The organism is Anabaena azotica FACHB-119 (assembly GCF_014697625.1).
Lineage (GTDB): Bacteria > Cyanobacteriota > Cyanobacteriia > Cyanobacteriales > Nostocaceae > Trichormus > Trichormus azoticus_A.
The window spans coordinates 18,565-42,416 of the sequence record NZ_JACJSG010000040.1 but is presented as its reverse complement, the minus strand read 5'-3'; the positions used below and the strand labels follow the sequence as shown (position 1 = coordinate 42,416).

The 23,852-nt window shown below is 44.0% G+C and carries 20 protein-coding genes and 1 CRISPR repeat array; of the genes, 14 read left to right on the top strand and 6 right to left on the bottom strand.

Annotation, left to right across the window (positions count from 1 at the left end; all coding sequences use genetic code 11):
* Positions 1-8: 8 nt before the first annotated feature.
* The 5 genes from H6G83_RS24775 to cas2 all read left to right on the top strand — a co-directional run bounded on the left by H6G83_RS24775 (position 9) and on the right by cas2 (position 4,066).
* Positions 9-620, top strand: coding sequence for a 2OG-Fe(II) oxygenase (locus H6G83_RS24775; protein ID WP_190476944.1), 612 nt, complete (start codon positions 9-11; stop codon positions 618-620).
* Between the two features lie 80 nt (positions 621-700).
* Entirely contained in the window at positions 701-1,564 is an 864-nt protein-coding gene (gene cas6, locus H6G83_RS24770; protein WP_190476869.1) for a CRISPR-associated endoribonuclease Cas6, read from the top strand.
* Between the two features lie 325 nt (positions 1,565-1,889).
* Positions 1,890-2,480, top strand: coding sequence for a CRISPR-associated protein Cas4 (gene cas4 / locus H6G83_RS24765; protein ID WP_190476867.1), 591 nt, complete (start codon positions 1,890-1,892; stop codon positions 2,478-2,480).
* A gap of 81 nt (positions 2,481-2,561) precedes the next feature.
* Entirely contained in the window at positions 2,562-3,563 is a 1,002-nt protein-coding gene (gene cas1d, locus H6G83_RS24760) for a type I-D CRISPR-associated endonuclease Cas1d (RefSeq protein WP_190476865.1), read from the top strand.
* A 230-nt stretch (positions 3,564-3,793) separates the two neighbouring features.
* Entirely contained in the window at positions 3,794-4,066 is a 273-nt protein-coding gene (cas2, locus tag H6G83_RS24755) for a CRISPR-associated endonuclease Cas2 (RefSeq protein WP_190476942.1), read from the top strand.
* A 49-nt stretch (positions 4,067-4,115) separates the two neighbouring features.
* Here cas2 and H6G83_RS24750 read toward each other — a convergent pair whose 3' ends face one another.
* Positions 4,116-4,280 (bottom strand): hypothetical protein, encoded by a 165-nt coding sequence (locus tag H6G83_RS24750; protein WP_190476863.1) that lies wholly within the window; start codon positions 4,278-4,280, stop codon positions 4,116-4,118.
* 39 nt (positions 4,281-4,319) lie between these two features.
* A CRISPR array of direct repeats spans positions 4,320-5,601; the repeat unit is 37 nt; unit sequence GTAGCTATTAACATTAATCCCTATTAGGGATTGAAAC.
* Between the two features lie 151 nt (positions 5,602-5,752).
* Here H6G83_RS24750 and H6G83_RS24745 point away from each other — a divergent pair.
* Together H6G83_RS24745 and H6G83_RS24740 are read left to right on the top strand one after the other, a co-directional pair.
* Positions 5,753-6,580, top strand: coding sequence for an IS982 family transposase (locus tag H6G83_RS24745; protein ID WP_190476862.1), 828 nt, complete (start codon positions 5,753-5,755; stop codon positions 6,578-6,580).
* Positions 6,581-6,843: 263 nt separating this feature from the next.
* Entirely contained in the window at positions 6,844-7,440 is a 597-nt protein-coding gene (locus tag H6G83_RS24740; RefSeq protein ID WP_190476860.1) for a Uma2 family endonuclease, read from the top strand.
* A 175-nt stretch (positions 7,441-7,615) separates the two neighbouring features.
* Here H6G83_RS24740 and H6G83_RS24735 read toward each other — a convergent pair whose 3' ends face one another.
* Positions 7,616-9,676, bottom strand: a complete 2,061-nt coding sequence (locus H6G83_RS24735; RefSeq protein ID WP_190476858.1) for a chromosome segregation ATPase — start codon at positions 9,674-9,676, stop codon at positions 7,616-7,618.
* Between the two features lie 152 nt (positions 9,677-9,828).
* Complete coding sequence (hslO, locus tag H6G83_RS24730; protein ID WP_190476856.1) at positions 9,829-10,734, bottom strand: Hsp33 family molecular chaperone HslO; 906 nt, start codon at positions 10,732-10,734, stop codon at positions 9,829-9,831.
* A 236-nt stretch (positions 10,735-10,970) separates the two neighbouring features.
* On the opposite strand from hslO, the gene H6G83_RS24725 reads away from it, so the two are divergent.
* The 3 genes from H6G83_RS24725 (at position 10,971) to H6G83_RS24715 (ending at position 12,381) form a co-directional block, all read left to right on the top strand.
* Positions 10,971-11,195 (top strand): AbrB/MazE/SpoVT family DNA-binding domain-containing protein, encoded by a 225-nt coding sequence (locus H6G83_RS24725; protein ID WP_190476854.1) that lies wholly within the window; start codon positions 10,971-10,973, stop codon positions 11,193-11,195.
* Positions 11,196-11,286: 91 nt separating this feature from the next.
* The gene (locus H6G83_RS24720; protein ID WP_190476852.1) at positions 11,287-11,781 is read left to right on the top strand and encodes a hypothetical protein; all 495 of its coding nucleotides are present in this window, start codon (positions 11,287-11,289) and stop codon (positions 11,779-11,781) included.
* A gap of 213 nt (positions 11,782-11,994) precedes the next feature.
* The gene (locus tag H6G83_RS24715; protein ID WP_190476850.1) at positions 11,995-12,381 is read left to right on the top strand and encodes a hypothetical protein; all 387 of its coding nucleotides are present in this window, start codon (positions 11,995-11,997) and stop codon (positions 12,379-12,381) included.
* Positions 12,382-12,387: 6 nt separating this feature from the next.
* Here the strand turns inward: H6G83_RS24715 and H6G83_RS24710 are convergent, their stop codons facing one another.
* The 3 genes from H6G83_RS24710 to hisD form a co-directional block, all read right to left on the bottom strand.
* Positions 12,388-12,984: a Uma2 family endonuclease gene (locus H6G83_RS24710; protein ID WP_190476848.1), complete on the bottom strand. Its 597-nt coding sequence runs from the start codon at positions 12,982-12,984 to the stop codon at positions 12,388-12,390.
* A gap of 520 nt (positions 12,985-13,504) precedes the next feature.
* The gene (locus tag H6G83_RS24705) at positions 13,505-13,930 is read right to left on the bottom strand and encodes a universal stress protein (RefSeq protein ID WP_190476845.1); all 426 of its coding nucleotides are present in this window, start codon (positions 13,928-13,930) and stop codon (positions 13,505-13,507) included.
* A 463-nt stretch (positions 13,931-14,393) separates the two neighbouring features.
* Positions 14,394-15,695 (bottom strand): histidinol dehydrogenase, encoded by a 1,302-nt coding sequence (hisD, locus tag H6G83_RS24700; protein WP_190476843.1) that lies wholly within the window; start codon positions 15,693-15,695, stop codon positions 14,394-14,396.
* A gap of 893 nt (positions 15,696-16,588) precedes the next feature.
* Between hisD and rpsT the strand changes: the two genes are divergently transcribed.
* From rpsT to H6G83_RS24680, 4 genes are all read left to right on the top strand, one after another.
* Entirely contained in the window at positions 16,589-16,882 is a 294-nt protein-coding gene (gene rpsT, locus H6G83_RS24695) for a 30S ribosomal protein S20 (protein ID WP_190476841.1), read from the top strand.
* Positions 16,883-16,967: 85 nt separating this feature from the next.
* Complete coding sequence (locus H6G83_RS24690) at positions 16,968-17,747, top strand: TatD family hydrolase (protein ID WP_190476838.1); 780 nt, start codon at positions 16,968-16,970, stop codon at positions 17,745-17,747.
* Positions 17,748-18,429: 682 nt separating this feature from the next.
* Complete coding sequence (gene rpoB, locus H6G83_RS24685) at positions 18,430-21,783, top strand: DNA-directed RNA polymerase subunit beta (protein WP_190476940.1); 3,354 nt, start codon at positions 18,430-18,432, stop codon at positions 21,781-21,783.
* Between the two features lie 110 nt (positions 21,784-21,893).
* Positions 21,894-23,771: a DNA-directed RNA polymerase subunit gamma gene (locus H6G83_RS24680; RefSeq protein ID WP_190476836.1), complete on the top strand. Its 1,878-nt coding sequence runs from the start codon at positions 21,894-21,896 to the stop codon at positions 23,769-23,771.
* Positions 23,772-23,852 lie beyond the last annotated feature (81 nt).

Genomic DNA, 23,852 nt, shown 5'->3' with positions numbered 1-23,852 from the left:
CGCCTCCCGTGAAACAATACCAACAACAGCCAAACGCCTTCCCTAGCGACTACCTCAACCACTTGTGGGGAGAAATTCACGCCTGTCCTTATTTTGCAGTCAACAACCTCAACCGTGATTTTGTCGGGACTAAAGGATTTTCTGTGGTATTCAGGCGATCGCACATTCCCACAGTAGAACAAAAGTTTCCCTACTTCAAACCCTACCTAGATTTGGCTCTCCGTCCCAATTGTAACGCCTTTTACCTCAATCCCTTACTCCTGAAAGAAGGCTCCCGCGTCGATCCACATATAGATCGTTCTCTGCGTTCCTACTGCAAAACCATTGAACCGCCGATGTATGTCAGCGTCTTATATGTGCGCGTACCGGAAAATATGCAGGGGGGAGAATTGGTTCTCAAAGCAAACAAACGCCAACTGGGACAAATTAAACCGCAGATGAACAGCTTAGTTTACTTTCAAGGTGATTTAACTCACTCTGTTAATGCTGTGAAAACACCAGGAAATCGTTTGAGTTTGGTATGTGAACAGTATAGTTTAGGCGACGATGAACTAGGGGAAATTCCAGAGTTTACTATTGAGTCTAGAGTTGTTCAAGCTACTGCTAAAAAACGTAAGTAGGTTTTTTTCTCACGCAAAGACGCAAAGGCACAAAGGAAGAAAGAAAAATCAAGGTATTTTCTAAATTTTGAATTGTTATTATGCCTCATAGTTTAGTTCTTAATTTACTACCGCAATCGCCTATTCCTCCACAATATCTTACAGGCAGACATCTACATGCGCTATTTCTCACCCTGGTTAGTTCTGTTGATAGCACATTAGGCGATCGCTTGCACGACTCCACCGCCGATAAAGCTTTCACCCTGTCGCCTTTGCAAACTAGGGGACAGGGGACAGGGGACAGGGGACAGGGTAGATATAAGCCGAAAGTTCCTCATGGTGACTCATTGCAATACTTCCATCAGCAAGCCATCCCCGCCGGAACGCCTTGTTGGTGGCGTATATCTCTACTGGATGACACCCTATTTAGCCAACTAACGCAACTATGGCTCAATCTTAATCCCAGTCATCCTTGGCATCTCGGCCCGGCTAACTTGTATATTACCAGCATTCAAGGCACACCCCAATCTACTCAACCTTGGGCAAATGCTACCACCTACGCGCAATTGTATGAGCAAGCCAGCGATAGCATTCGTACTTTTAACTTTAGCTTCGCCACGCCTACCGCCTTCCGTCAAGGACAATTTGACACGACTCTCCCCACTAGAGAATGTGTGTTTAATTCCCTACTTTCGCGTTGGCATAAATACAGTGGGATAGAATTTACTCAAATTCCCATCGAGTCAATATTTCCTTCGTTTCTTAACATTCATACAGAAATATTAGCTGATTCTCGAAGTAAATTCATCGGCATTTTGGGACAAGTTAATTATCGCATATTAGGTGATGTAGAACCAATACAAATTAAGCAAATCAACACCTTAGCAGACTTTGCTTTATACGCAGGTGTGGGACGGAAAACAACTATGGGTATGGGGATGCTGCGGCGACTTTCTTCTGTGTGAGAGGTTGTTTGGAGAGGTGCAAAGTATATTAGAAACCCCTCTCCAAACCTCTCCCCTACAAGGAGAGAGGCTTTAACTCCCCCATTCCCTTGTAGGGAAGGGGGGTTGGCTTTCAAGGGCAGGTTTTTTACACTTCGACCCAAAAACACTGATTTTAGGGTGTAGGGGTATAAGGGTGTAGGGGTGTAGGGGTAGATGAAAGTCTGATAATTTACTGAATCTTATAGTCCTCACTGATTACTTTATGAAAAACCTGCCCTTAAGAGAGGGGGGTTGGGGGGGTTAGGTTTGACAGATGAAATAGAACAACTAATAAGCAATAACTATGAACACTGAATACATTCCAATTGCGGCATTAAACCAATATGCCTATTGTTCGCATCGCTGTTGGCGGATGTTTTGTGCAGGCGAATTTACTGATAATCAGTATACCATAGAAGGCACAAGTTTACACGATCGCGTCCACACAATTAGCGAAAATATGCGGGATGAAACTTGGCAAGTTCGGGCAATTTGGCTGAAGTCTGAGCAGTATAAACTCATTGGTAAATCTGATTTAATTGAAGCAGCAAATGGTCAATTTTATCCTGTGGAATATAAGCGCGGTAGTAAGGGCGAATGGGATAATGATGAGTTGCAAGTTTGCGCTCAAGCTTTATGTTTGGAGGAGATGACAGGGCAAACTATTACTACTGGATATATCTATTATGCCCAATCTCATCACAGACAATTGGTAGAGATAAATCAAGAGTTACGCGAAACTGCGATCGCTACAATTCATGCAGTCACAAATTTACTGGCTACGGGTATTATGCCTTCACCAGTTTATAGCAAACGTTGTCAAGGATGTAGTCTGAATTTGCAATGTTTACCTAAAGCTTCTGAGAGGGTGAGGAGTTATCAAGAGGTGGGTTAGGTGAGGAATTTTTAAACGCGGAAAGGGATTTTGAGGTTTGCATACTGGCTAAAAATCAACATATCTATTTGAGGTGAATTTATGGGAACAGTTTACATTACACAGGATGATTCTTTTATTAGCAAAGTTGATGAACGTCTTCATGTCAAGTTTGAAAAGAAGACGATTTTAGATGTACCTTTGATAAAAATTGATGGGTTAGTGGTGATGGGGAGGGCTAGTATTTCTCCGGCTGCTATTTCTGAACTCATCGATAAGAAAATTCCTCTGACTTTTCTCACCAATAATGGTAAATATCTCGCGAGTTTGGAACCGGAAATGGGTAAGAATATTTTCGTCCGTTCTGCACAATGGAAAGCGGCTGGTGAGTCAGCACAAGCGATTCATGTTACCCAAGGTTTTGTCAGGGGTAAACTGAAAAATTATCGCTATAGTTTATCGGAAGCACAGCGTAGATATGATGTTGATTTAGGTAATAATATCACTCAATTAACTCAGGCGATCGCCTCCGTAGATAAAGCTGATAAAATTGATAGTATTCGCGGTTTAGAAGGTGCTGGTAGTGCTGCTTATTTTGGTTGTTTTAATCATCTAATTCGTGTAGATAATTTCACTTTCAATACTCGCAACCGTCGCCCACCAATAGACCCAGTAAACTCGCTTTTAAGTTTAGGATATTCTTTACTCCGTCACGATATCCAAGGAGCCTTAAATATTGTCGGCTTCGACCCCTATTTAGGATATCTACATACAGAGCGATATGGTAGACCTTCTTTAGCATTAGATTTAATGGAAGAGTTTCGCCCCTTAATTGTTGATGCTGTGGTTTTGAGTGCAATTAACCGCAAAATGCTAACACCAAAAGACTTTGTAACTGAACCTGTTAGCAATGCAGTTTCACTAACTAAAGAAGGGTTGCACATTTTCTTGAGATTATATCAAGAAAAGAAACAAACTCAATTTAAGCATCCAGTCATGCAGAGGAAATATAGTTATCAAGAAACCTTTGAAATTCAAGCCCGACTCCTCGCTAAATACCTCATGGGTGAAATTGAGAAATACCCACCTTTAGTTATGAGATAAAAATAATTTTCATAAATCCTGTAGAGATGTTACATACAACGTCTCTACAAAACTTTTCATGGTATCTGGAAAACCCCTCTCCAAACCTCTCCCCTAAAAGGAGAGAGGCTTTGATTTCTCCCCCTTCCCTAGTAGGGAAGGGGGCTGGGGGGTTAGGTCTAGCGTTAGCTTTTCCACATAACCTGAAAAGTCAGCTCTACAAAAACAAACCTCCCCTACTCTCTGTCACCATGTATTTAGTCATTTCCTACGACATACCCGAAGATAAGCGGCGGACTAAAATTCACAAAGTTCTCAAATCTTATGGACAATGGATGCAGTATTCAGTTTTTGAGTGTGACTTAACCCAGACTCAATATGCTAAACTGCGATCGCGCCTAGCTAAACTCATCAACCCAGACCAAGACAGCATCCGCTTTTACTACCTCTGTGCTTGCTGTCAGGGAAAAGTTGAGCGCATCGGCGGCGAAATGCCAATGGACACCACCGTATTTTTTGCCTAACTTTGCGTCAACCTATAGGTGTTTGAAATACTCAACCAAATTTTCCGGCTCAAACCCTTACTGCTTCTGCTTTTGAGCCATTTAACACCAAAATGAGGTTGACGCAAACTCCCAAACCCTTACCAGCACTACTTTTGAGCCGTTTTTCTTGGAGCCACTCTTGACAACTCAGCGCCTGAAAAGCTACTTTAATATCAGGTTGACGAAACAGCACCTTGAAAACCAAATACAGCAAGCCTTTCAGATCCGGGCAGTAGCTATTAACATTAATCCCTATTAGGGATTGAAACTTAATGTTTATTGATCTTCAGGAAGCACACTAAGTAGCTATTAACATTAATCCCTATTAGGGATTGAAACTTTCTTCATAATATTCAGCTACTTGAGGCATCCAAGTAGCTATTAACATTAATCCCTATTAGGGATTGAAACTCAAATTTGTAGGAGGGGCGATCTGGTAGTTATATGTAGCTATTAACATTAATCCCTATTAGGGATTGAAACCTCACGCTTGCCATCGTGATGAATCACCACAATGGCGCAACTGGTAGCTATTAACATTAATCCCTATTAGGGATTGAAACTCTGCGACCACACATTGTATATTGGAAATCCGAACAAGTAGCTATTAACATTAATCCCTATTAGGGATTGAAACTTGTGTACAACGACTTTGGTAAAGTAATATCTGATATAAAGTAGCTATTAACATTAATCCCTATTAGGGATTGAAACTCCTAACGTCCCCCCCAGCATTCCTGCTAAAGGTAGCTATTAACATTAATCCCTATTAGGGATTGAAACGCCTCCAGAGAAATATTTGAATCTTCGGCGTAGGGTAGCTATTAACATTAATCCCTATTAGGGATTGAAACTCTCAATCCACCATGCGGGCATAACGCTGATAACAGCATCGTAGCTATTAACATTAATCCCTATTAGGGATTGAAACAACATCAGTGAAGCCGATACTAATATCATCATAGAGTAGCTATTAACATTAATCCCTATTAGGGATTGAAACCTAACTCCCTTAAAAATTGGGCAGTTGCTTTCAGTCTTTCACTGTAGCTATTAACATTAATCCCTATTAGGGATTGAAACCCTGGTGATTCCGGGGGGAAATTAGTTGAAGAAAAGTAGCTATTAACATTAATCCCTATTAGGGATTGAAACCAGATCGGAGTATGATAAACAAAAAGAACTAGAAGTAGCTATTAACATTAATCCCTATTAGGGATTGAAACTAGTCGTGCGAACTCCGGCGACTAAGCCGGCTTGTAGCTATTAACATTAATCCCTATTAGGGATTGAAACAAGATAAAGATTTGATTTTCCCAAACCTAAGCCGAGTAGCTATTAACATTAATCCCTATTAGGGATTGAAACTACTGACAGAGGTTAAGCTGTCGATTAAAACAATGGTAGCTATTAACATTAATCCCTATTAGGGATTGAAACACTTCTCTATTTTGGTTAAAGAAATTAGGCAAACTCCGTAGCTATTAACATTAATCCCTATTAGGGATTGAAACTTTGATTGGCTACTATCCACCTATTAAACTCTTAGCGTAGCTATTAACATTAATCCCTATTAACCCAAGTTGCTAGTTACTCTCTTGGGAAAGATGACATCGGGGTACAGAAAAAAGAAAATCCCTCCAGATAGACAATTAGGAGGGATATATGTTAAATGAAATAGTTACTATCTATTCTGTCATAGATGACCTGTTAAAGGCGATCGCACATGAAGAGGATGTTCGTTGTGAAATGAGTGATGCAGAAATTATCACAACGGCAATCATAGCGGCTATGTACTTTGGTGGTAATCACAGTCAGGCTTGCAGCTATATGAAAGACCATAAATTGATGCCGCGAATGTTAGAAAAATCACGATTTAATCGGCGATTACACAAAGTCTCGATGTTAATCAACGATTTATTTCATCAAGTAGGAATGGGACTCAAAGAGATTAGTGAAGATACGGAATATCTTTTAGACTCGTTTCCTGTACCGATATGTGATAACATTCGCATCTTTAATGCCCATCTCATCCAATCACCAGAATATCGGGGTTATATCGCATCTAAGAAACGTTATTTTTATGGAGTAAGAGTACAGTTATTAACTACCAAAACAGGTATTCCCGTTGAATTTGTGTTCATGCCAGCAAGTGCGACCGATATCCGGGGATTGAGTGCTTTACCCTTGAATTTACCCCCAGGAAGTCAAGTTTATGCTGATTGTGCCTATCTTGATTACACTGTGGAAGATGTCTTGCTCGAAACTGAGCAAATCTCAATGCAAGTCATGCGAAAAAGTAACTCTAAACGCCAAGATGCACCGTGGATTCAATACATTAAACAGTCTATTCGTCATTACATTGAAACCGTGTTTAGCGGCATTACAGGTTATTTCCAAAAATCAATTCATGCGGTAACTTATGAAGGGTTTTTACTGAAACTACAAGCTTTTATTTTTGCCTATACTCTGAAACAAGCTTTTATTGACTAAGTTGTTAATGCTTCTTTCTTTTCAAATATACTGAACATTCCAGCGTGGCATTTTCATGGTGGTTGGAGTTCGCACAACCCCTCATTTACCATGCTTACACTAACCCTATCCTCTTTTATCTTCTATTACCCGCAACTTGGGTTATTAGGGATTGAAACACATTACAGCGTGTCTCCCTGCTAAAATAAATATGAGTAGCTATTAACATTAATCCCTATTTAGGTTTCTTGCCCAGTCAACGAACAAAAACGGGAGACTCTCCTATGACAGCACTTACATTAAACCTCAATTCTGTAATTAAACTGACAAGAGAGCAGTTTTATCAATTGTGTGAAGAAAACCCTGATTTAAAATTAGAACGTAATGCCCAAGGGGAGTTAATTATAATGCCACCGACGGGAGGAGAAACAGGAAAAAGTAATTCCACTACTAACGCTCAAATATGGTTCTGGAACGACCAAAATCAATTGGGCGAAGTTTTTGATTCATCAACTGGATTTACTTTACCAAATGGTGCTGACCGTTCTCCAGATGTTTCGTGGGTAGAAAAATCTCGTTGGGATGCTTTAACTAAAGAACAAAAAGAAAAATTTATTCCTCTATGCCCTGATTTTGTCATTGAGATACTTTGTCTGCGACACGCTGCGCGAACACCTAATGACAGCTTGAAAAAAGCTCAGTTGAAGATGCAAGAGTATATCGAAAATGGGTGTCGTTTGGGTTGGTTGATCAACAGAAAAAAACAGGAAGTAGAAATTTATCGTCCAGAACAGGATGTAGAAGTTTTAAAATTCCCTCAAACTCTTGACGGTGAAAATGTTTTACCTGGTTTGGTACTTAATATGCAACGAATTTGGTAAAATATAATTTTAATAACATCTTAATTATAGCGTATTGCAAGGGAATAGAACACAGATTCATCTGCGTTCATCTGCGTACCCTGCGGGAAGGCTGCGCCAACATCTGCGTTCAATCTTTCTCACCCAGTCCCCAAATAAAAAACCTCCTGAAAAACCAACCAGGAGGCTTATAAAACTACTGCCCATTAATAATAGTAGAAGGCACAACTTGCTCAGACTCAGGCTGAGGCTGAGGCGCAGGATTAAGTAACTGCTGCCACATTCTAATTTGCTCTTGCGCCGTACTATAAGCAGAACTATTGCGAGGAACCAACCGCGCAATTTCAATCGCCCTAGACAAATCACCACCACCCTGAGAACGGGCAATATCTAAGATTTGCTGACCCCATTGGTCAATAGCGATATTTGCATCCATCCGCAACAGACTTTTGTCAGATACCTGATCAGCCAACCGTATCGCCTCCGCCAAAGCTTGCGGAGTCCCAGCCGCCGCCACTTCCCTAGCACGGTTCCAATTATCTGTAGCCCGAAGTTGCGATCGCCAGTCATCAATAGCCGCTTGTGCTTCCCCAGACAGCGCCCTTCCCGAAGACGCTATTGGTTGCGCTACACTAATAGCCGTAGGCAAATCACCCCTTGTAGCCAACTCCCGCGCCTGATCCAAATAAGGTTGGTCTTGGATGCGCTGTACCTTACCTACCCAAGTCCTAATTCTGCGGCGTGCTTCTGGATACAACGCCCGACCTCGGCGAATTTGACTAGCTTCCGCGATCGCCGCTTGCAAAGAGTTAACATCATCTAACAAGGCGATTTGATCAGCCCGTTCCAAATAAGGTCTATCTTCAATCGTCTCAATTTGCGCCTGCCAACGATTAATATTCTCTCTCGCCTCGGAACCACGCGGATTATTCCCCGGAATCATCTGTGCTTCGGCGATCGCAGCTGTTAAATCATTCACCGTTCCTTGACCAGCTAATAGCTGCGCCTTTTCTAAACGGGAAACATCCTCAATTTCCAACTGCCAACGGCTAATTAACTGTTGAGCCTGATCATAGTTTGGTCGAGACGGATCAATTTGTTGCGCCTGGGTAATTGCTGCTTGTAAACCAGCCACATTACCTTGCCAAGCATTTCTTTGGGCATCAGCCAAAGCCATAAAATCTTCAACTTCCGTCCGCAACCCCGTACTTTCAGGAATTTGTCTGGCAATTTCTAAAGCCCCATCTGCATCTCGCGCATCCATTTTCGCCTTTGCCAACTCCAACATTTTGCGCCCAAATGCCGGAATTGATTCTTGCGCCTTGCCATACAGGTAACTCTTCTCCCCAACAGACTCCGCCAGTTTAATAGCTTCTAGTAAATTATCTACCACCTTACTATCAGCCAATCTTTGGGCTTTGTCCAACTTATCTACATCTTCTCTAGATGCAGTAATAATATCATTGAGTTCATCATATTTAGCACTAGCCCAGTATTTATTATCTACCCGCAACAACTTAGAAGCCACCATAAACGCCGATTGCCAACGCTGTTGGCGCAATTCCTCTTCCGCATCTGCGTATATGCCTTGGGCTTGATCCCAAATCGTCTGCCACTTGCCGATTTGCTCATCTACCAACTTATAAGCCGCCAAATCTTGAGGGATTTTTTTGGCTGTAGCGATCGCCACCTCCAAATTCCCCGCCTGAAAACTTTGGTCAGCCAATTTTAACACATCCCGCGACCACTCTTCCAAAAACCTGTCAGCCTCGCCCCGTAGTGGGTGGTCTTTTGGCAATTGCTTGACCAAAGCGATCGCCACCAACAAATCATCAACCGTTTGTTTAGAAGCCGCCAACTGAGCGCAATGTATTCGCACCGAAGCACTCGCCAGGGGCCAGAAAATCGCCGGACAATTGGGTGCAGCCGGCAACTTCAGCAGCATCGCCATCGCCACAAATCCAACACTGCCAGGGATGAGCGTTAATAATAACGCCCAACCCAGCCAACCCCGCATCCAGCGCGGCAACTTCACAAAACTTTTTTTCGTAGTATGAGTTACTTTATCTTGCGGATTTATAGGTAATCCTTCGGAATCAGTAATTACTTGCTGATTTACCGAATTAGCCGCACCAGGAGCCGGCACACCAAATGCTTGGGTATCACCGACTTGTGGCGATCGGTATACACCATCCATCTCATCTGGTTTTCTTCCTCTGGTTGGATGCCAACTTTCTGGGATATCCCGCTCTGTCATCTCTCACACCAAAATAGTTGAATAGCCATCTGTTTTAGAATGATAATGCTATTTTTGCCATAGTAACTTTCTCATAATTAAAAAGCCACTTGTTACATTACCTTTCCCACAAATACCATTAATAATTAACAGAATCAGCGCCCATTTATACCTTAACCCGATACAGAAGACTCAGCCTGCAAATCTACAATCAATTGAGCCAACTGCTCACTACTTGCTTGATAGACCCTGCCACAAAAATCGCAAGTCGCCTCAGCCCCATCATCTTTCACAATCATATCCTGTAATTCCGCTTCTCCCAACATCTTTAATGCTCCCAAAACCCGGTCAAACGAGCAACCGCAATAGAAACGCAGAATTTGGCTTTCCGGGAAAACAGTCAACCCCATATCACCCAACAAATCCTGAAAAATTTCCGGTAGACTCTTCCCAGCTTGCAACAAAGGCGTAAACCCAGATAAAGCCGCCACCCTAGATTCCAACTTCGCCACCAAAGCCTCATCCCTAGCCGCCTTCGGCAACACCTGCACCAGCAACCCACCAGCCGCCGTCACCCCAGTAGCCCCCACAAACACACCCAAAACCAAAGCCGAAGGAGTTTGTTCCGAACTCACCAAATAATGAGCCACATCATCGCCGATTTCCCCCGAAACCAACTCCACCGTACTAGAGTAAGGGTAGCCATAACCAATATCTCTCACAACATAGAGAAAGCCATTACCTACCGCGCCGCCCACATCTAGCTTACCCTTAGCATTAGGAGGCAGTTCCACATGAGGATTGCCCACATAACCGCGTACAGTCCCATCCAAACCAGCATCTACCAGAATGCCAGCCAAAGGCCCATCGCCCTTCACCCGGACATTCACCCTAGAACCAGCACGTTTCATGCTAGAAGCCATCAACAAGCCAGCCGCCATCGTCCGTCCCAGAGCCGCCGTTGCTACATAAGATAGCTGATGACGCTGCCGTGCTTCCTCGGTCAAGCGAGTGGTGATCACACCCACCGCACGAATTCCGCCATCAGCAGCTGTGGCGCGAATTAATTGATCAGCCATGAAGAACCTTACCAAATAATAATGTCTTGACAAATGCCCCGGCTGTAAGCTAGAAGCAAAAAATATTATTATAGTATAACAAAACTTAACTTATACAGAACCTACGCAAGTGTCATATGCCTGTAGTTATCTTTTATCTCTGTGTCTTTGTGCCTCTGTGGTTAAATAATGCAACATTTTCGGCTTGACAATGTTATTACAATAGTATTACTCCTCCAAGGTGGGTAAATTCTTCTATGCAGGTACAAAAAATTCGCAAGATTGGTAACTCTCTCGGAATTACCATCCCCAAAGAAGTTCTCCAAAAGCTGAGAGTAAAAGAAGGGGACAGTGTGTATATTACAAAAACCCCTACTGGCGTTCATATAACTGCTCACGATCCTGATTTTGAAAAAGCAATGGAAGCTTATAGAAAAGTCAGCACAAAATACAGGAACGCATTACGTGAGTTGGCAAAATAGTATTTAAAATTGCAAGACTAGCTAATAAAAAACCTAGCTTTTTAATAACTTTGTTAAAAATAATTTACAAATTGAGTTCTTTTCAAGAGCTATGGAAAGGATGATCAAATATTCTAGGCAAGATTGGTCGCAATGCGAATGTGGCGATCGAGAAGAGCTTCTCAGCATTTTCCTCTATGACCTGCCGAATTTAACTAGTTGTAATGTTTTACCACCGCTACATATTCTTAATATTTTTCTTCTCAGAGGCTGGGTTGGTGGCGGTATGAGTCCCAAATTTATGTGGCAACCCTTTGAGCTATCTGAGCAAGAGTATCAAGAGATTTTGCCCAAACTTCTCAACCCTAATTGGGCAGTACTATGTAACAAGCTGTGGCGCATCAGGCTACCTATGAAACTTGATAAAGAATTTGATACTATTGGCGATCGCTATACATGGATGGCATTGATTAGTGAAAAACACAGGGTTAATTCACTCACAGAAATAAAAAAAGAAATAGAGCAGCTTGGAAAAGAGAATTTTGCCATAATTACAGAATTTCAGTTGAGCCAGTCGCAGCATAATAATTCACAGAGAATTGACTAAATAAACTCCTTATCTTATTGCCAAAGTTGTTTATAATCACTCAACAAAAAGCAGAAAAATATAGACGTAGTAAGTCGTAGGTATAGCTAAAATTTTGATTTATTCCCTAAAATCGCATTAGGATTATTGTATTTATCTAAACAAAAGCCTGTCTTATCCTTTATCAGTGATCTAGTATGGCTATAGAAACTTATATTCCCCCAACTTCTACCAATGCTAGGTAATTTTCAACAAAGCCAACTGCGAATCGAAATTGCAGCATCAGCCAACGCCATTCATGATAGCTTGCTGCGTCCCGCACAACTAGAAAAATGGTTGATAGGACAACGCTTTGCGCCAGGAACACCAGATGAACTACACACAGGCTCACAGTTTACAACCTGGACAGGCCCCGTAGCCGTGCATCATCAGGTAGATGTAGCCAAACCCAACTGTCTGCGCTTACTACTTAATGGCGGTATCGATGGTTTTCATGAATGGTACTGGGGAGACGGTTGGGTGCAGTCTCGCTTAGAAGGGATTTCTCTGTTACCCTTAAACCTGGGACAAACCCTAAGTTTATTAAGTTTGCGCCAATATTTAACAACTCAAGCCAAATAACAACATTTAATCTTCAGCAGATAAAACTTGCTCAACAGTTAATCTCAACTCTGGAAAGGTCGCAGATTGAATAAATTCTGTACCGACAAACTCCACTGGTTCATATAATTCTTCAATCAAGGTGAAAACAGTCACCTTGTTACTTAATATATCAACAATCCAATACTCGGAAATATTGAGAACATTATATTCAACTCGCTTGGCTCGATAATCTACAGTTTTTGTTGATTCGCTGACAACTTCCACCACCAACAAAGGAGGTGCTTCGCTTAGTTCAATTACCGCTTCTCTATTCCGCAAATCTCGCCATTGAGCTAAAGGAATCACAACTACATCGGGGATTCTCAATGTATCCCATTTTCCTGCACGGGGAGAGCGAACACCAACAACCATTTGTTGAGAAGTCCAATCTAAATTTTGGCGACGAATTTCAGCCCGAAAAGAGTTATTGAGAAAACTCACTACAGCCCCATGTTGTCCAGTTCCTAAACTCACAGGAATTAATTCACCATTGACCAGCTCATAACAAATATCAGTCCCATCATCATAAGCAAGATACTCTGCAAGAGTCAGCCTTTTAGTCAATGCTGGTGTTGTAGTCATGGCATTAGTTCACTTTTAACTCTACTTTAACGTGAGTTCGACCAGCGTTGTTTTGACCTCACCCCCAACCCCTCTCCTACCAGGCTATTCATTACCCACATCTTTCTTTACAATCTTAAAACCCTTGCTTAGTAAGCATCTTGTCAACTCAGTTTTTCATGGGGCTTGACAAATTTGCACCTTATCTTCTCGCTAAAACCATGTTTTTATTGAGAATCAACAACGAACAAATCAGGGTTAGAAAAAACGTGAGTGAATACTCTCACAAATGTTGAGATAGATCCGGGTAATGGATAGCCTACCAGGAGAGGGGTTGGGGGTGAGGTATTTTTTCGTTTCTCCTCCCTCTCCTCGTAGGAGAGGGAGGTTGGGAGGGTGAGGTTCATCGAACTCACGTTACTTTAACAGTGAACAGTAACTGTAGGGTGCGTCAGATCCAATCATTTCGTCCACATTCTGTGGATTTTCCGCATCTGACGCACCCTACCCCAAGTGCTGATAACTGATAACTGTTTTAAACTCAATTCGACTTGACTACCAAAACTGAACAATTAGCTTCTTCCACTACTTGATTACTAACCGAACCTAAGACAATTCGCTTGACTCCGGTTAAACCACGGCTACCAATAATAATTAAGTCGGTTTGATAAATATTAGCAAGACGAATAATTTCTTGGGCAGGGTCGCCTGTCACTAGTTCCAATTCCGTTTTAACTGATAAATTTTCTTGGTAAGCTTGCAATTGTTTTTCCACCTGAAAATAAGCAACTGCTGTAGATTCTGGGTGGGGGCGATCGCTTGGTAATTCTATCTCTAAATCGCCTGTAGGGAACACATGACAAAAAACTACTGTGCTATCTGGTGATAATATCAACTCATCCAAAGTGGCAACTACTTTTGAAGCAATTTCCGAAGTATCAAGAGCTACCAAAATATTTTTTATCATTGCTGTTGACTCCTCCAGAGTAGACCACCCAATAATTCGTAATTAACAAAAGCTTAAAGATGATTTATAAAGTAAACCTTAAATTATAGTGGCGTGGCAAGCCTAAACTTGTGCATTAGCGAAAAATCGCTCATCTTAATCATCTGCGTACCCTGCCTTAAGGCTGTGCCAACATCTGCGTTTATCTGCGTTCATCTGCGTTCGATTTTTTTCAAATCTATTGTCACATTTTAGTCAGTAGGGTGCGTTAAAGCAGCGCTTAACCCACCGTATTTGCTGGTGCGTTACGGCTAATTTCTCATTTTGCCAACGCTCAAATCCTGACATAGCCGTAACACACCCTACTTAATATTTACTACAGTTAATTTGATTATGACACTTGCGTAAGTCCTACTAAAGTTTTAGTTTGCAACTGTTAAAAAAATTTTTACCAAAAGTATGGGAAAAATTTAAACATTGCTCATCATTCATCTTGCTGGACTCGTCGTCGCACTGAGTCAGCATGAGAAGGTAAGCCTTCGGCTGTGGCTAAAGCGTCAATTGCGCCAGCTACCTTATTTAGCGCAGTTTGGGAATATTGAATAATGCTGGAATGTTTGAGGAAAGTTTCTACACCCAAGGCAGAAGCATAACGAGCAGCACCCGATGTAGGTAAGGTATGGCTAGGGCCTGCTAGATAATCCCCTACAGCTTCTGGTGTGGAATAACCAAGGAAGATGGCCCCCGCATGGCGAATGTTGGGCAACACCGCCCAAGGGTCTTTAACCTCTAATTCTAAGTGTTCTGGTGCAAATTCATTTGCCAATTCTGCGGCTGCTTCTAAAGACTCCACCAGGACAATTAAACCGTAATGGGCCAGGGCTTTTTCTGTATCTATCCGCCGTGGGTGGTCTACTAACTGTCTTTCTACCGCTAGCTGCACATTCTTAGCCAAAGCTGGGTCTGTAGTTAACAAAATTGCCGCCGCCATTGGGTCATGTTCTGCCTGTGCCAACATATCACTAGCCACATGGACAGGATTAGCCCCTTCATCACCGATAATCAGCACTTCGCTAGGCCCGGCTAAAGCATCGATCCCCACAGTGCCGTAAACTAACTTTTTCGCCAGAGTCACATAGATATTACCAGGCCCCACAATTACATCTACCTTGGGAATCGTCTCTGTACCATAAGCCAAAGCTGCGATCGCCTGCGCCCCCCCTACGCGATAAATCTCTTCCACACCCACTTCTTGGGCTGCTACTAACACCGCCGGATGAATCGCTTTTTTGGCTCCTGGTGGTGTCGCTATCACTACACGCGGTACACCCGCCACCCTCGCCGGAATTGCGTTCATCAGCACTGTGCTGGGATAAGCCGCACGACCGCCTGGAACATACAAACCCGCTCGATCTACAGGATTGTATCGTTTGCCCAGCACAATATCATCATCGCCAAAGTGTACCCAGCTTTTAGGCACACGCTGACGATGAAACGCTTCAATTTGCCGAGAAGCTAGCCTAATTGCCCCCAACAGTTCCTTAGAAACCTGTTGATAGGCTGCGTCCAGTTCCGAGCCTGTAACGCGCAATTCTTCAGCCTTGAGAATCTGATTGTCAAATTCATCTGTGTAGTGCAGAACAGCTTTATCGCCTTGGCGCTTCACTGCTTGCAACACTTCCCGCACCGTTGCTTCCTTGTGAAGCACCTGTTCGTCAAGAGTGCGATCGCAGATCCTTTGCAGTTCTGCTATAACATCTGCCTGCTGAGTAATGATTCGCAGCATGGAGTAAGGACATTGCCAAAATTTAGAATATACCCGCCTGAGAATTATTTCCTCTCTTTACCCCAAAGGATGCCAAGCCTCATCTAATTCTCTTCTCTAGCTTAACCTGGATTTTTTTGATACTCCCAAGCCATCCAGCACCTGAGTTATACCAATTCAAAATTTGCTCATTAACGAAGCCATCCATAACATAGAGTTTAGGTATATGTATCTTTGGCATTCTTGTGGCAAATTGGTATCACTTGTTGGTGTAACATGGGAGAGCGGTAAATTTCTCAGTCCGCGCCTTGACGAGCTACGGCAGGGAGTAGGAGCGCCAATACCTAATTCCCTTAAACCCCTCTTCTGAATTTACTAGGAATACTAGGTTCTGAATATAAGTTTTAATTATGTTTTTGTCTTGGTAACTAGCCTTTGTTGTATATCTACGGTGAATCAGGTTTATAACTTTACTCCAGCCGCTTAACTCTCACTGTATAAAACGAAAGTCAATTCATTTTTGTAAAGAACTAAACAACTGGTACTCTTAGTTTCTGACCTAATTCGGCAGAAGTTAGAGCATAGATATTTTTTGATTAGAGTACCTTATTCTAAACTGTTTTCTTCGGTTTAGCACACACTGATTATCTGATGGTGCTATTGAGAACTGGGGGATGGGGGAAGGGGGAAGGGGGAAGGGGGAAGGGGACTGGGGAAAAGGGGAAAGAGGACTGGGGAAAAGGGGACTGGGGATTGGGATTGGGATTGGGATTGGGAAAATCTGTGCCTTTTCCCCTTTCCCTTTCCCCTTTCCCCAATAAAATTTTTTCCCAAATGCTGATATTGGCAATCTAAATGCTATATTAGTAAGTCTAGTAGTGTGTGTACATATATTTTTCTTTTTGGAATCGACTGTGGCCAATAACAAGTCTGCTCTTAAACGCGCCCAAATCGCAGAACGTAACAGGCTGCGTAACAAAGCCTATAAATCAGCAGTAAAGACGCTGATGAAAAATTACTTGAGTGCTGTACAAACATATGCAGCTAATCCTAGCCCAGAATCAAAACAGGAAGTGCAAACTCGCCTAGCTGCGGCTTACAGCAAAATCGACAAAGCAGTCAAACGGGGCGTACTCCATCCCAACAACGGGGCCAGGAAAAAGTCCAGACTCGCCAGCAAACTCAAGCCCATCGAGCAAACAGCTTAATAGTCCAAGAGTCAATAGTCCACAGTCAACAGTTGCATCAGCAACTATGGACTATGGACTAATGACTAATGACTAATAACTAAAAATGCAGCTAATCGACACCCACGTACACCTAAATTTTGACAGCTTCCAGCCAGATTTGGCAGCCGTGCGATCGCGCTGGCAAGAAGCAGGAGTAGTACGCTTAGTACATTCCTGTGTTGAACCATCAGAATTTACCACCATTCAAGCCATAGCCCACCAATTTCCCGAAGTCAGCTTTGCTGTGGGGCTGCATCCTCTAGATGCAGATAAATGGGAAAGTGATACAGCCGAGCAAATATTATCCTTGGCTCGTTCCGACTCGAAGGTAGTAGCAATTGGGGAAATGGGGCTAGATTTTTATAAAGCCGATAACTATGAGCAGCAGCGCATGGTATTTGAGGCACAATTAGAAATTGCCGCCCAGTTGAATTTACCCGTAATTATCCACTGTCGGGATGCTGCATCTGCGGTGAGAGAGATATTGGAGAAATGGCAACAGCGTGAGCCAATTCGGGGTGTGATGCACTGTTGGGGAGGTACGCCAGAAGAAACCCAATGGTTTGTTGATTTAGGCTTTTATATTAGCTTTAGCGGTACGGTAACATTTAAAAGTGCCAAGGCAATTCAAGCCTCAGCCGCAATGGTAAGTAGCGATCGCCTACTCATTGAAACAGACTGCCCTTTCTTAGCGCCAGTTCCCAAACGGGGCGAAAAGCGGAACGAACCCGCTTATGTCCGCCACGTAGCCGAACAAGTAGCGACTCTGCGGGGAGAAACATTAGAGGCGATTTGTGAGCAAACAACCAAAAATGCCTGCGAATTATTTGGTCTGGTATTATAATTTAGTTCATCTTTGGGGTCACAGGAAAATAAATAAACCGTTAGGAGGACAAAAATATGTTAAGATTAACCCCTCCAAAACATTTTGTGTGCGTCATAATGATAAAGGAAGGAACTAAAAACTCCTAAGCTTGATTTGGGAAAGTGATCAAATTGACCATCCTCACAGCTCTACAAACGGATGATCTCTAATGGTTGACTAAATCTAGTAACCACATAGAGATAGACCTTGACCACGCATCGCCTGTTTCTACTTGAACCTATAGAAAATTCTTAAAAGAAATTGCCTTGTGATTAAAACCCAACAAAATCAGGCCATTTTCACTCAAAACCTCCATAATGCGGCTCATTTCCTCTATGGCGAGATGCCGCCGCGAGTATAAAAGGCTGCGAAAAGCAAGTTAAAGCGCTTTTGGGAGGGGAAGTGAGGAAAGCAAAGAAAATTCAGATATTTATCAAACAGTTGCTGCTGGGGAATTGGCTGTATGGCTGGGTAGGGAAATCCTTGACTGGCTACAAGGGGTTATTGCCCTCTTGTCAAAATTACCCTTTCCAGCTTCAATTGCTCCGTTTGCCCTTGCCTGTAATTGATCAGGCCAGATAGAGGAGAAGTTTCCCAACGGCTAAGGACACTAGCTGTAGTGTCATCTAAAAAATTTAACCAGGTTGACAAAGGTAGAGGCATGATTAGCGAAAATTATATTGAACCAGCCTTTCTGTTGCCCGACTTGATTGAAATCCAGCGAGCAAGCTTTCGCTGGTTTTTAGAAGAAGGGCTGATAGAAGAGCTGAACTCCTTTAGTCCTATTACAGACTATACAGGCAAATTAGAACTGCATTTTTTAGGACATAATTACAAACTTAAGGAACCGAAGTACAGCGTTGAGGAAGCGAAACGTCGTGATAGTACCTATGCTGTACAGATGTATGTTCCCACCCGCCTGTTGAACAAAGAAACTGGGGATATCAAAGAACAAGAAGTATTTATCGGGGATCTGCCTTTGATGACCGATCGCGGTACGTTTATTATTAACGGAGCCGAGCGGGTAATTGTCAACCAGATTGTGCGATCGCCTGGAGTTTACTACAAATCAGAAATCGATAAAAACGGTCGCCGCACCTATTCAGCCAGCCTCATCCCTAACCGGGGTGCATGGTTGAAATTTGAAACAGACCGGAATGATTTGGTGTGGGTACGGATCGACAAAACCCGCAAACTCTCAGCCCAGGTACTGTTGAAGGCTTTAGGCTTATCAGATAACGAAATTTTTGATGCCCTCCGTCACCCTGAGTACTTCCAAAAAACTATTGAGAAAGAAGGGCAATTTTCCGAAGAAGAAGCCCTGATGGAGTTGTACAGAAAACTTCGTCCAGGTGAACCTCCAACCGTATTAGGTGGACAACAGTTACTAGACTCCCGTTTCTTTGACCCCAAACGTTACGACTTGGGTAGAGTTGGGAGATACAAACTCAACAAAAAACTCCGCCTATCTGTCCCTGATACCGTCCGCGTCCTTACCCCTGGCGATATCTTGGCAGCAGTCGATTACTTAATCAACCTGGAATACGATATCGGTAGCGTTGACGACATCGACCACTTAGGCAACCGTCGGGTGCGAAGTGTTGGTGAATTGCTGCAAAACCAAGTTAGAGTTGGGTTAAACCGCCTTGAGCGAATTATTCGAGAACGGATGACCGTATCGGATGCAGAAGTATTGACACCAGCATCCTTGGTCAACCCTAAACCCTTGGTCGCAGCCATCAAGGAATTTTTCGGTTCCAGCCAATTGAGTCAGTTCATGGATCAAACAAATCCCTTAGCAGAACTGACCCACAAACGCCGTCTGTCAGCCCTTGGCCCTGGTGGTTTGACCAGAGAACGGGCAGGTTTTGCCGTGCGCGATATTCACCCCTCCCACTACGGTCGGATCTGTCCCATCGAGACACCAGAAGGCCCCAACGCTGGTTTGATTGGTTCCTTGGCAACCCACGCCCGCGTTAACCAGTACGGCTTCCTCGAAACTCCATTTAGACCTGTGGAAAATGGCAAGGTGTTATTTGACCAACCTGCCGTGTACATGACCGCCGACGAAGAAGACGACCTGCGGGTAGCACCTGGGGATATTCCTGTAGATGAAAACGGACATATCATTGGCCCCCAAGTACCAGTCCGTTACCGCCAAGAGTTCTCCACCACCACACCAGAACAAGTAGACTACGTAGCCGTATCTCCAGTACAAATCGTATCTGTAGCTACAAGTATGATTCCCTTCTTGGAACATGACGACGCGAACCGCGCCCTCATGGGTTCCAATATGCAACGGCAAGCAGTACCCCTACTCAAACCAGAGCGTCCTTTGGTGGGAACAGGCTTAGAAGCCCAAGGTGCGAGAGACTCCGGGATGGTAATTGTCTCCCGTACTGATGGGGATGTTGTCTACGTGGATGCGACAGAAATCCGTGTGCGCGTAAGTGGGCAATTGCCAACCGCCAGTGGTAAATCCACTGACAACGGACAAATGACATCTAGCAAAGGGCAGGAAATTCGTTACACCCTTTCCAAGTACCAACGTTCTAACCAAGATACCTGTCTCAACCAAAAACCCCTGGTGCGAATTGGTGAGCGGGTAGTTGCTGGTCAGGTATTAGCTGATGGTTCCTCTACCGAAGGTGGGGAATTGGCGCTTGGTCAAAATATCGTCGTCGCTTATATGCCTTGGGAAGGCTATAACTACGAAGACGCGATTTTGATTTCGGAAAGATTGGTACAGGATGACATTTATACCTCAATTCACATCGAGAAATATGAAATTGAGGCACGCCAAACCAAACTCGGCCCAGAAGAAATCACTAGAGAAATTCCCAACGTCGGGGAAGATGCTTTGCGTCAACTAGATGAGCAAGGGATTATTCGCATTGGGGCTTGGGTAGAAGCTGGCGATATCTTGGTAGGTAAAGTGACACCCAAAGGTGAATCTGACCAACCACCAGAAGAAAAACTATTACGGGCGATTTTCGGTGAGAAGGCGCGGGATGTGCGCGACAACTCCCTGCGTGTACCCAACGGTGAAAAAGGGCGTGTGGTAGACGTGCGCTTATTTACCCGCGAACAAGGGGATGAATTACCACCAGGGGCGAATATGGTCGTCCGGGTGTACGTAGCCCAGAAGCGGAAAATCCAAGTCGGCGACAAAATGGCGGGTCGTCACGGTAATAAAGGGATTATCTCCCGCATATTACCGATAGAAGATATGCCTTATTTACCAGATGGTTCCCCTGTGGATATTGTACTTAACCCCTTGGGTGTACCCAGCCGGATGAACGTCGGACAGGTATTTGAATGTCTGTTGGGTTGGGCTGGTCATACCTTGGGTGTACGGTTCAAGATTACTCCTTTCGATGAAATGTACGGGGAAGAGTCATCACGCCGTATTGTGCATGGCAAATTGCAAGAAGCCAGGGATGAGACAGGGAAAAATTGGGTGTACAACCCAGATGATCCTGGGAAAATCATGGTGTTCGATGGTCGGACAGGCGAAGCCTTTGACCGTCCGGTAACTATCGGCGTGGCTTATATGCTGAAGCTGGTACACCTAGTAGACGACAAGATTCACGCCCGTTCTACAGGCCCTTACTCTTTGGTAACACAGCAACCCCTGGGTGGAAAAGCCCAACAAGGTGGTCAGCGCTTCGGAGAAATGGAAGTGTGGGCGCTGGAAGCCTTCGGTGCTGCTTATACCTTGCAGGAATTGCTAACGGTGAAATCCGACGATATGCAGGGACGGAACGAAGCATTAAATGCGATCGTCAAAGGTAAGGCTATTCCCCGTCCGGGAACACCAGAATCCTTTAAGGTATTGATGCGAGAACTACAATCCTTGGGCTTAGATATCGCTGTACATAAGGTAGAAACCCAAGCTGATGGTAGTTCCTTGGATGTCGAAGTCGATTTAATGGCAGACCAAGCATCCCGTCGCACGCCACCCAGACCAACCTACGAGTCGCTTTCCCGCGAATCTTTGGATGATGATGAGTAGGGAATAGGGAGTAGGGACTGGGGACTGGGAAAATTCCCAATACCCAATACCCAGTCCCCAATACCCAATCCCCCATAAAATTACGCATTACGAATTACGAATAAAAAAAGATGAGACCCGCCCAAACTAATCAGTTTGACTACGTTAAAATCGGCTTGGCATCACCAGAACGTATTCGCCAATGGGGTGAGCGTACATTACCCAATGGTCAGGTCGTAGGTGAAGTTACCAAACCAGAAACGATAAATTACCGGACTCTCAAGCCAGAAATGGATGGCTTGTTTTGTGAGCGCATCTTTGGCCCGGCGAAAGATTGGGAATGCCACTGTGGTAAGTATAAGAGAGTCCGCCATAGAGGTATTGTCTGTGAGCGTTGCGGCGTGGAAGTTACCGAGTCACGGGTACGCCGTCACCGCATGGGATACATCAAACTGGCTGCACCTGTAGCCCACGTCTGGTATCTCAAAGGGATTCCTAGCTACATCTCCATTCTCTTGGATATGCCTTTGCGGGATGTAGAACAAATTGTCTATTTCAACTCTTACGTTGTTCTCAGCCCCGGTAATGCGGAAACCTTGACCTACAAGCAACTACTGAGCGAAGACCAGTGGCTAGAAATTGAAGACCAAATCTACAGCGAAGATTCTCAATTGCAAGGTGTAGAAGTTGGTATTGGTGCGGAAGCACTGTTGCGCTTACTAGCTGATATTAATTTAGAGGAAGAAGCAGAAAAGCTCCGGGAAGAAATTGGCAGTGCGAAGGGACAAAAACGCGCCAAACTGATCAAGCGCCTGCGGGTAATTGACAACTTCATCGCTACTGGTTCCAAGCCAGAGTGGATGGTGATGTCCGTTATTCCTGTAATTCCTCCAGACTTGCGCCCAATGGTGCAGTTGGACGGTGGACGGTTTGCTACCAGCGACTTGAATGATTTGTATCGCCGGGTAATTAACCGGAATAACCGTTTAGCCAGATTGCAAGAAATTCTCGCACCAGAAATTATTGTGCGGAACGAAAAGCGGATGCTGCAAGAAGCTGTAGACGCTTTAATTGATAACGGTCGTCGGGGACGCACCGTGGTGGGGGCAAATAACCGACCCCTGAAATCTTTGTCCGACATTATTGAAGGTAAGCAAGGACGTTTCCGGCAAAACCTGTTAGGTAAACGGGTTGACTACTCTGGACGTTCGGTAATTGTGGTCGGGCCGAAATTGCAGATTCACCAGTGCGGTTTGCCCAGAGAAATGGCGATCGAGTTATTCCAGCCATTTGTAATTAACCGCCTCATTCGTAGTGGGATGGTGAATAACATCAAGGCTGCGAAAAAGTTAATTTCTCGCAATGACCCTAGTGTTTGGGATGTGTTGGAAGAGGTGATTGAAGGACACCCAGTCATGCTAAACCGTGCGCCTACCCTACACCGTTTGGGTATTCAGGCGTTTGAACCAATTTTGGTGGAAGGTCGCGCCATTCAACTCCATCCTTTGGTCTGTCCAGCTTTTAACGCTGACTTTGACGGCGACCAAATGGCGGTACACGTTCCCCTATCTCTGGAAAGTCAGGCGGAAGCGCGGTTGTTAATGCTGGCTTCTAACAATATTCTCTCACCCGCTACAGGTAGACCAATTATCACACCTAGCCAAGACATGGTATTGGGTGCTTATTACCTGACGGCGGAAAACCCAGGCGCTACCAAAGGTGCAGGTAAATATTTTGCTTCTTTGGACGACGTAATTATGGCATTCCAGCAAGAGCAAATTGACTTGCACGCCTATATTTACGTGCGGTTCGACGGGGAAATGGAATCTGACCAACCAGACACGGAACCTTTGGAAGTTACAAATAACGAAGATGGTAGCCGGACTCTACTCTATAAGTACCGCCGAGTCAGAGAAGACGCTCAGGGAAATTTGATTTCTCAGTATATTCGCACTACTCCAGGTCGCGTTATTTACAATAAAGCGATTCAAGAAGCACTTGCAAGTTAGTCAATAGTCCATAGTCAATAGTCCATAGTTAGCGTGAGTTCGATGAACCTCTCCCTCCCAACCTCCCTCTCCTAAAAGGCG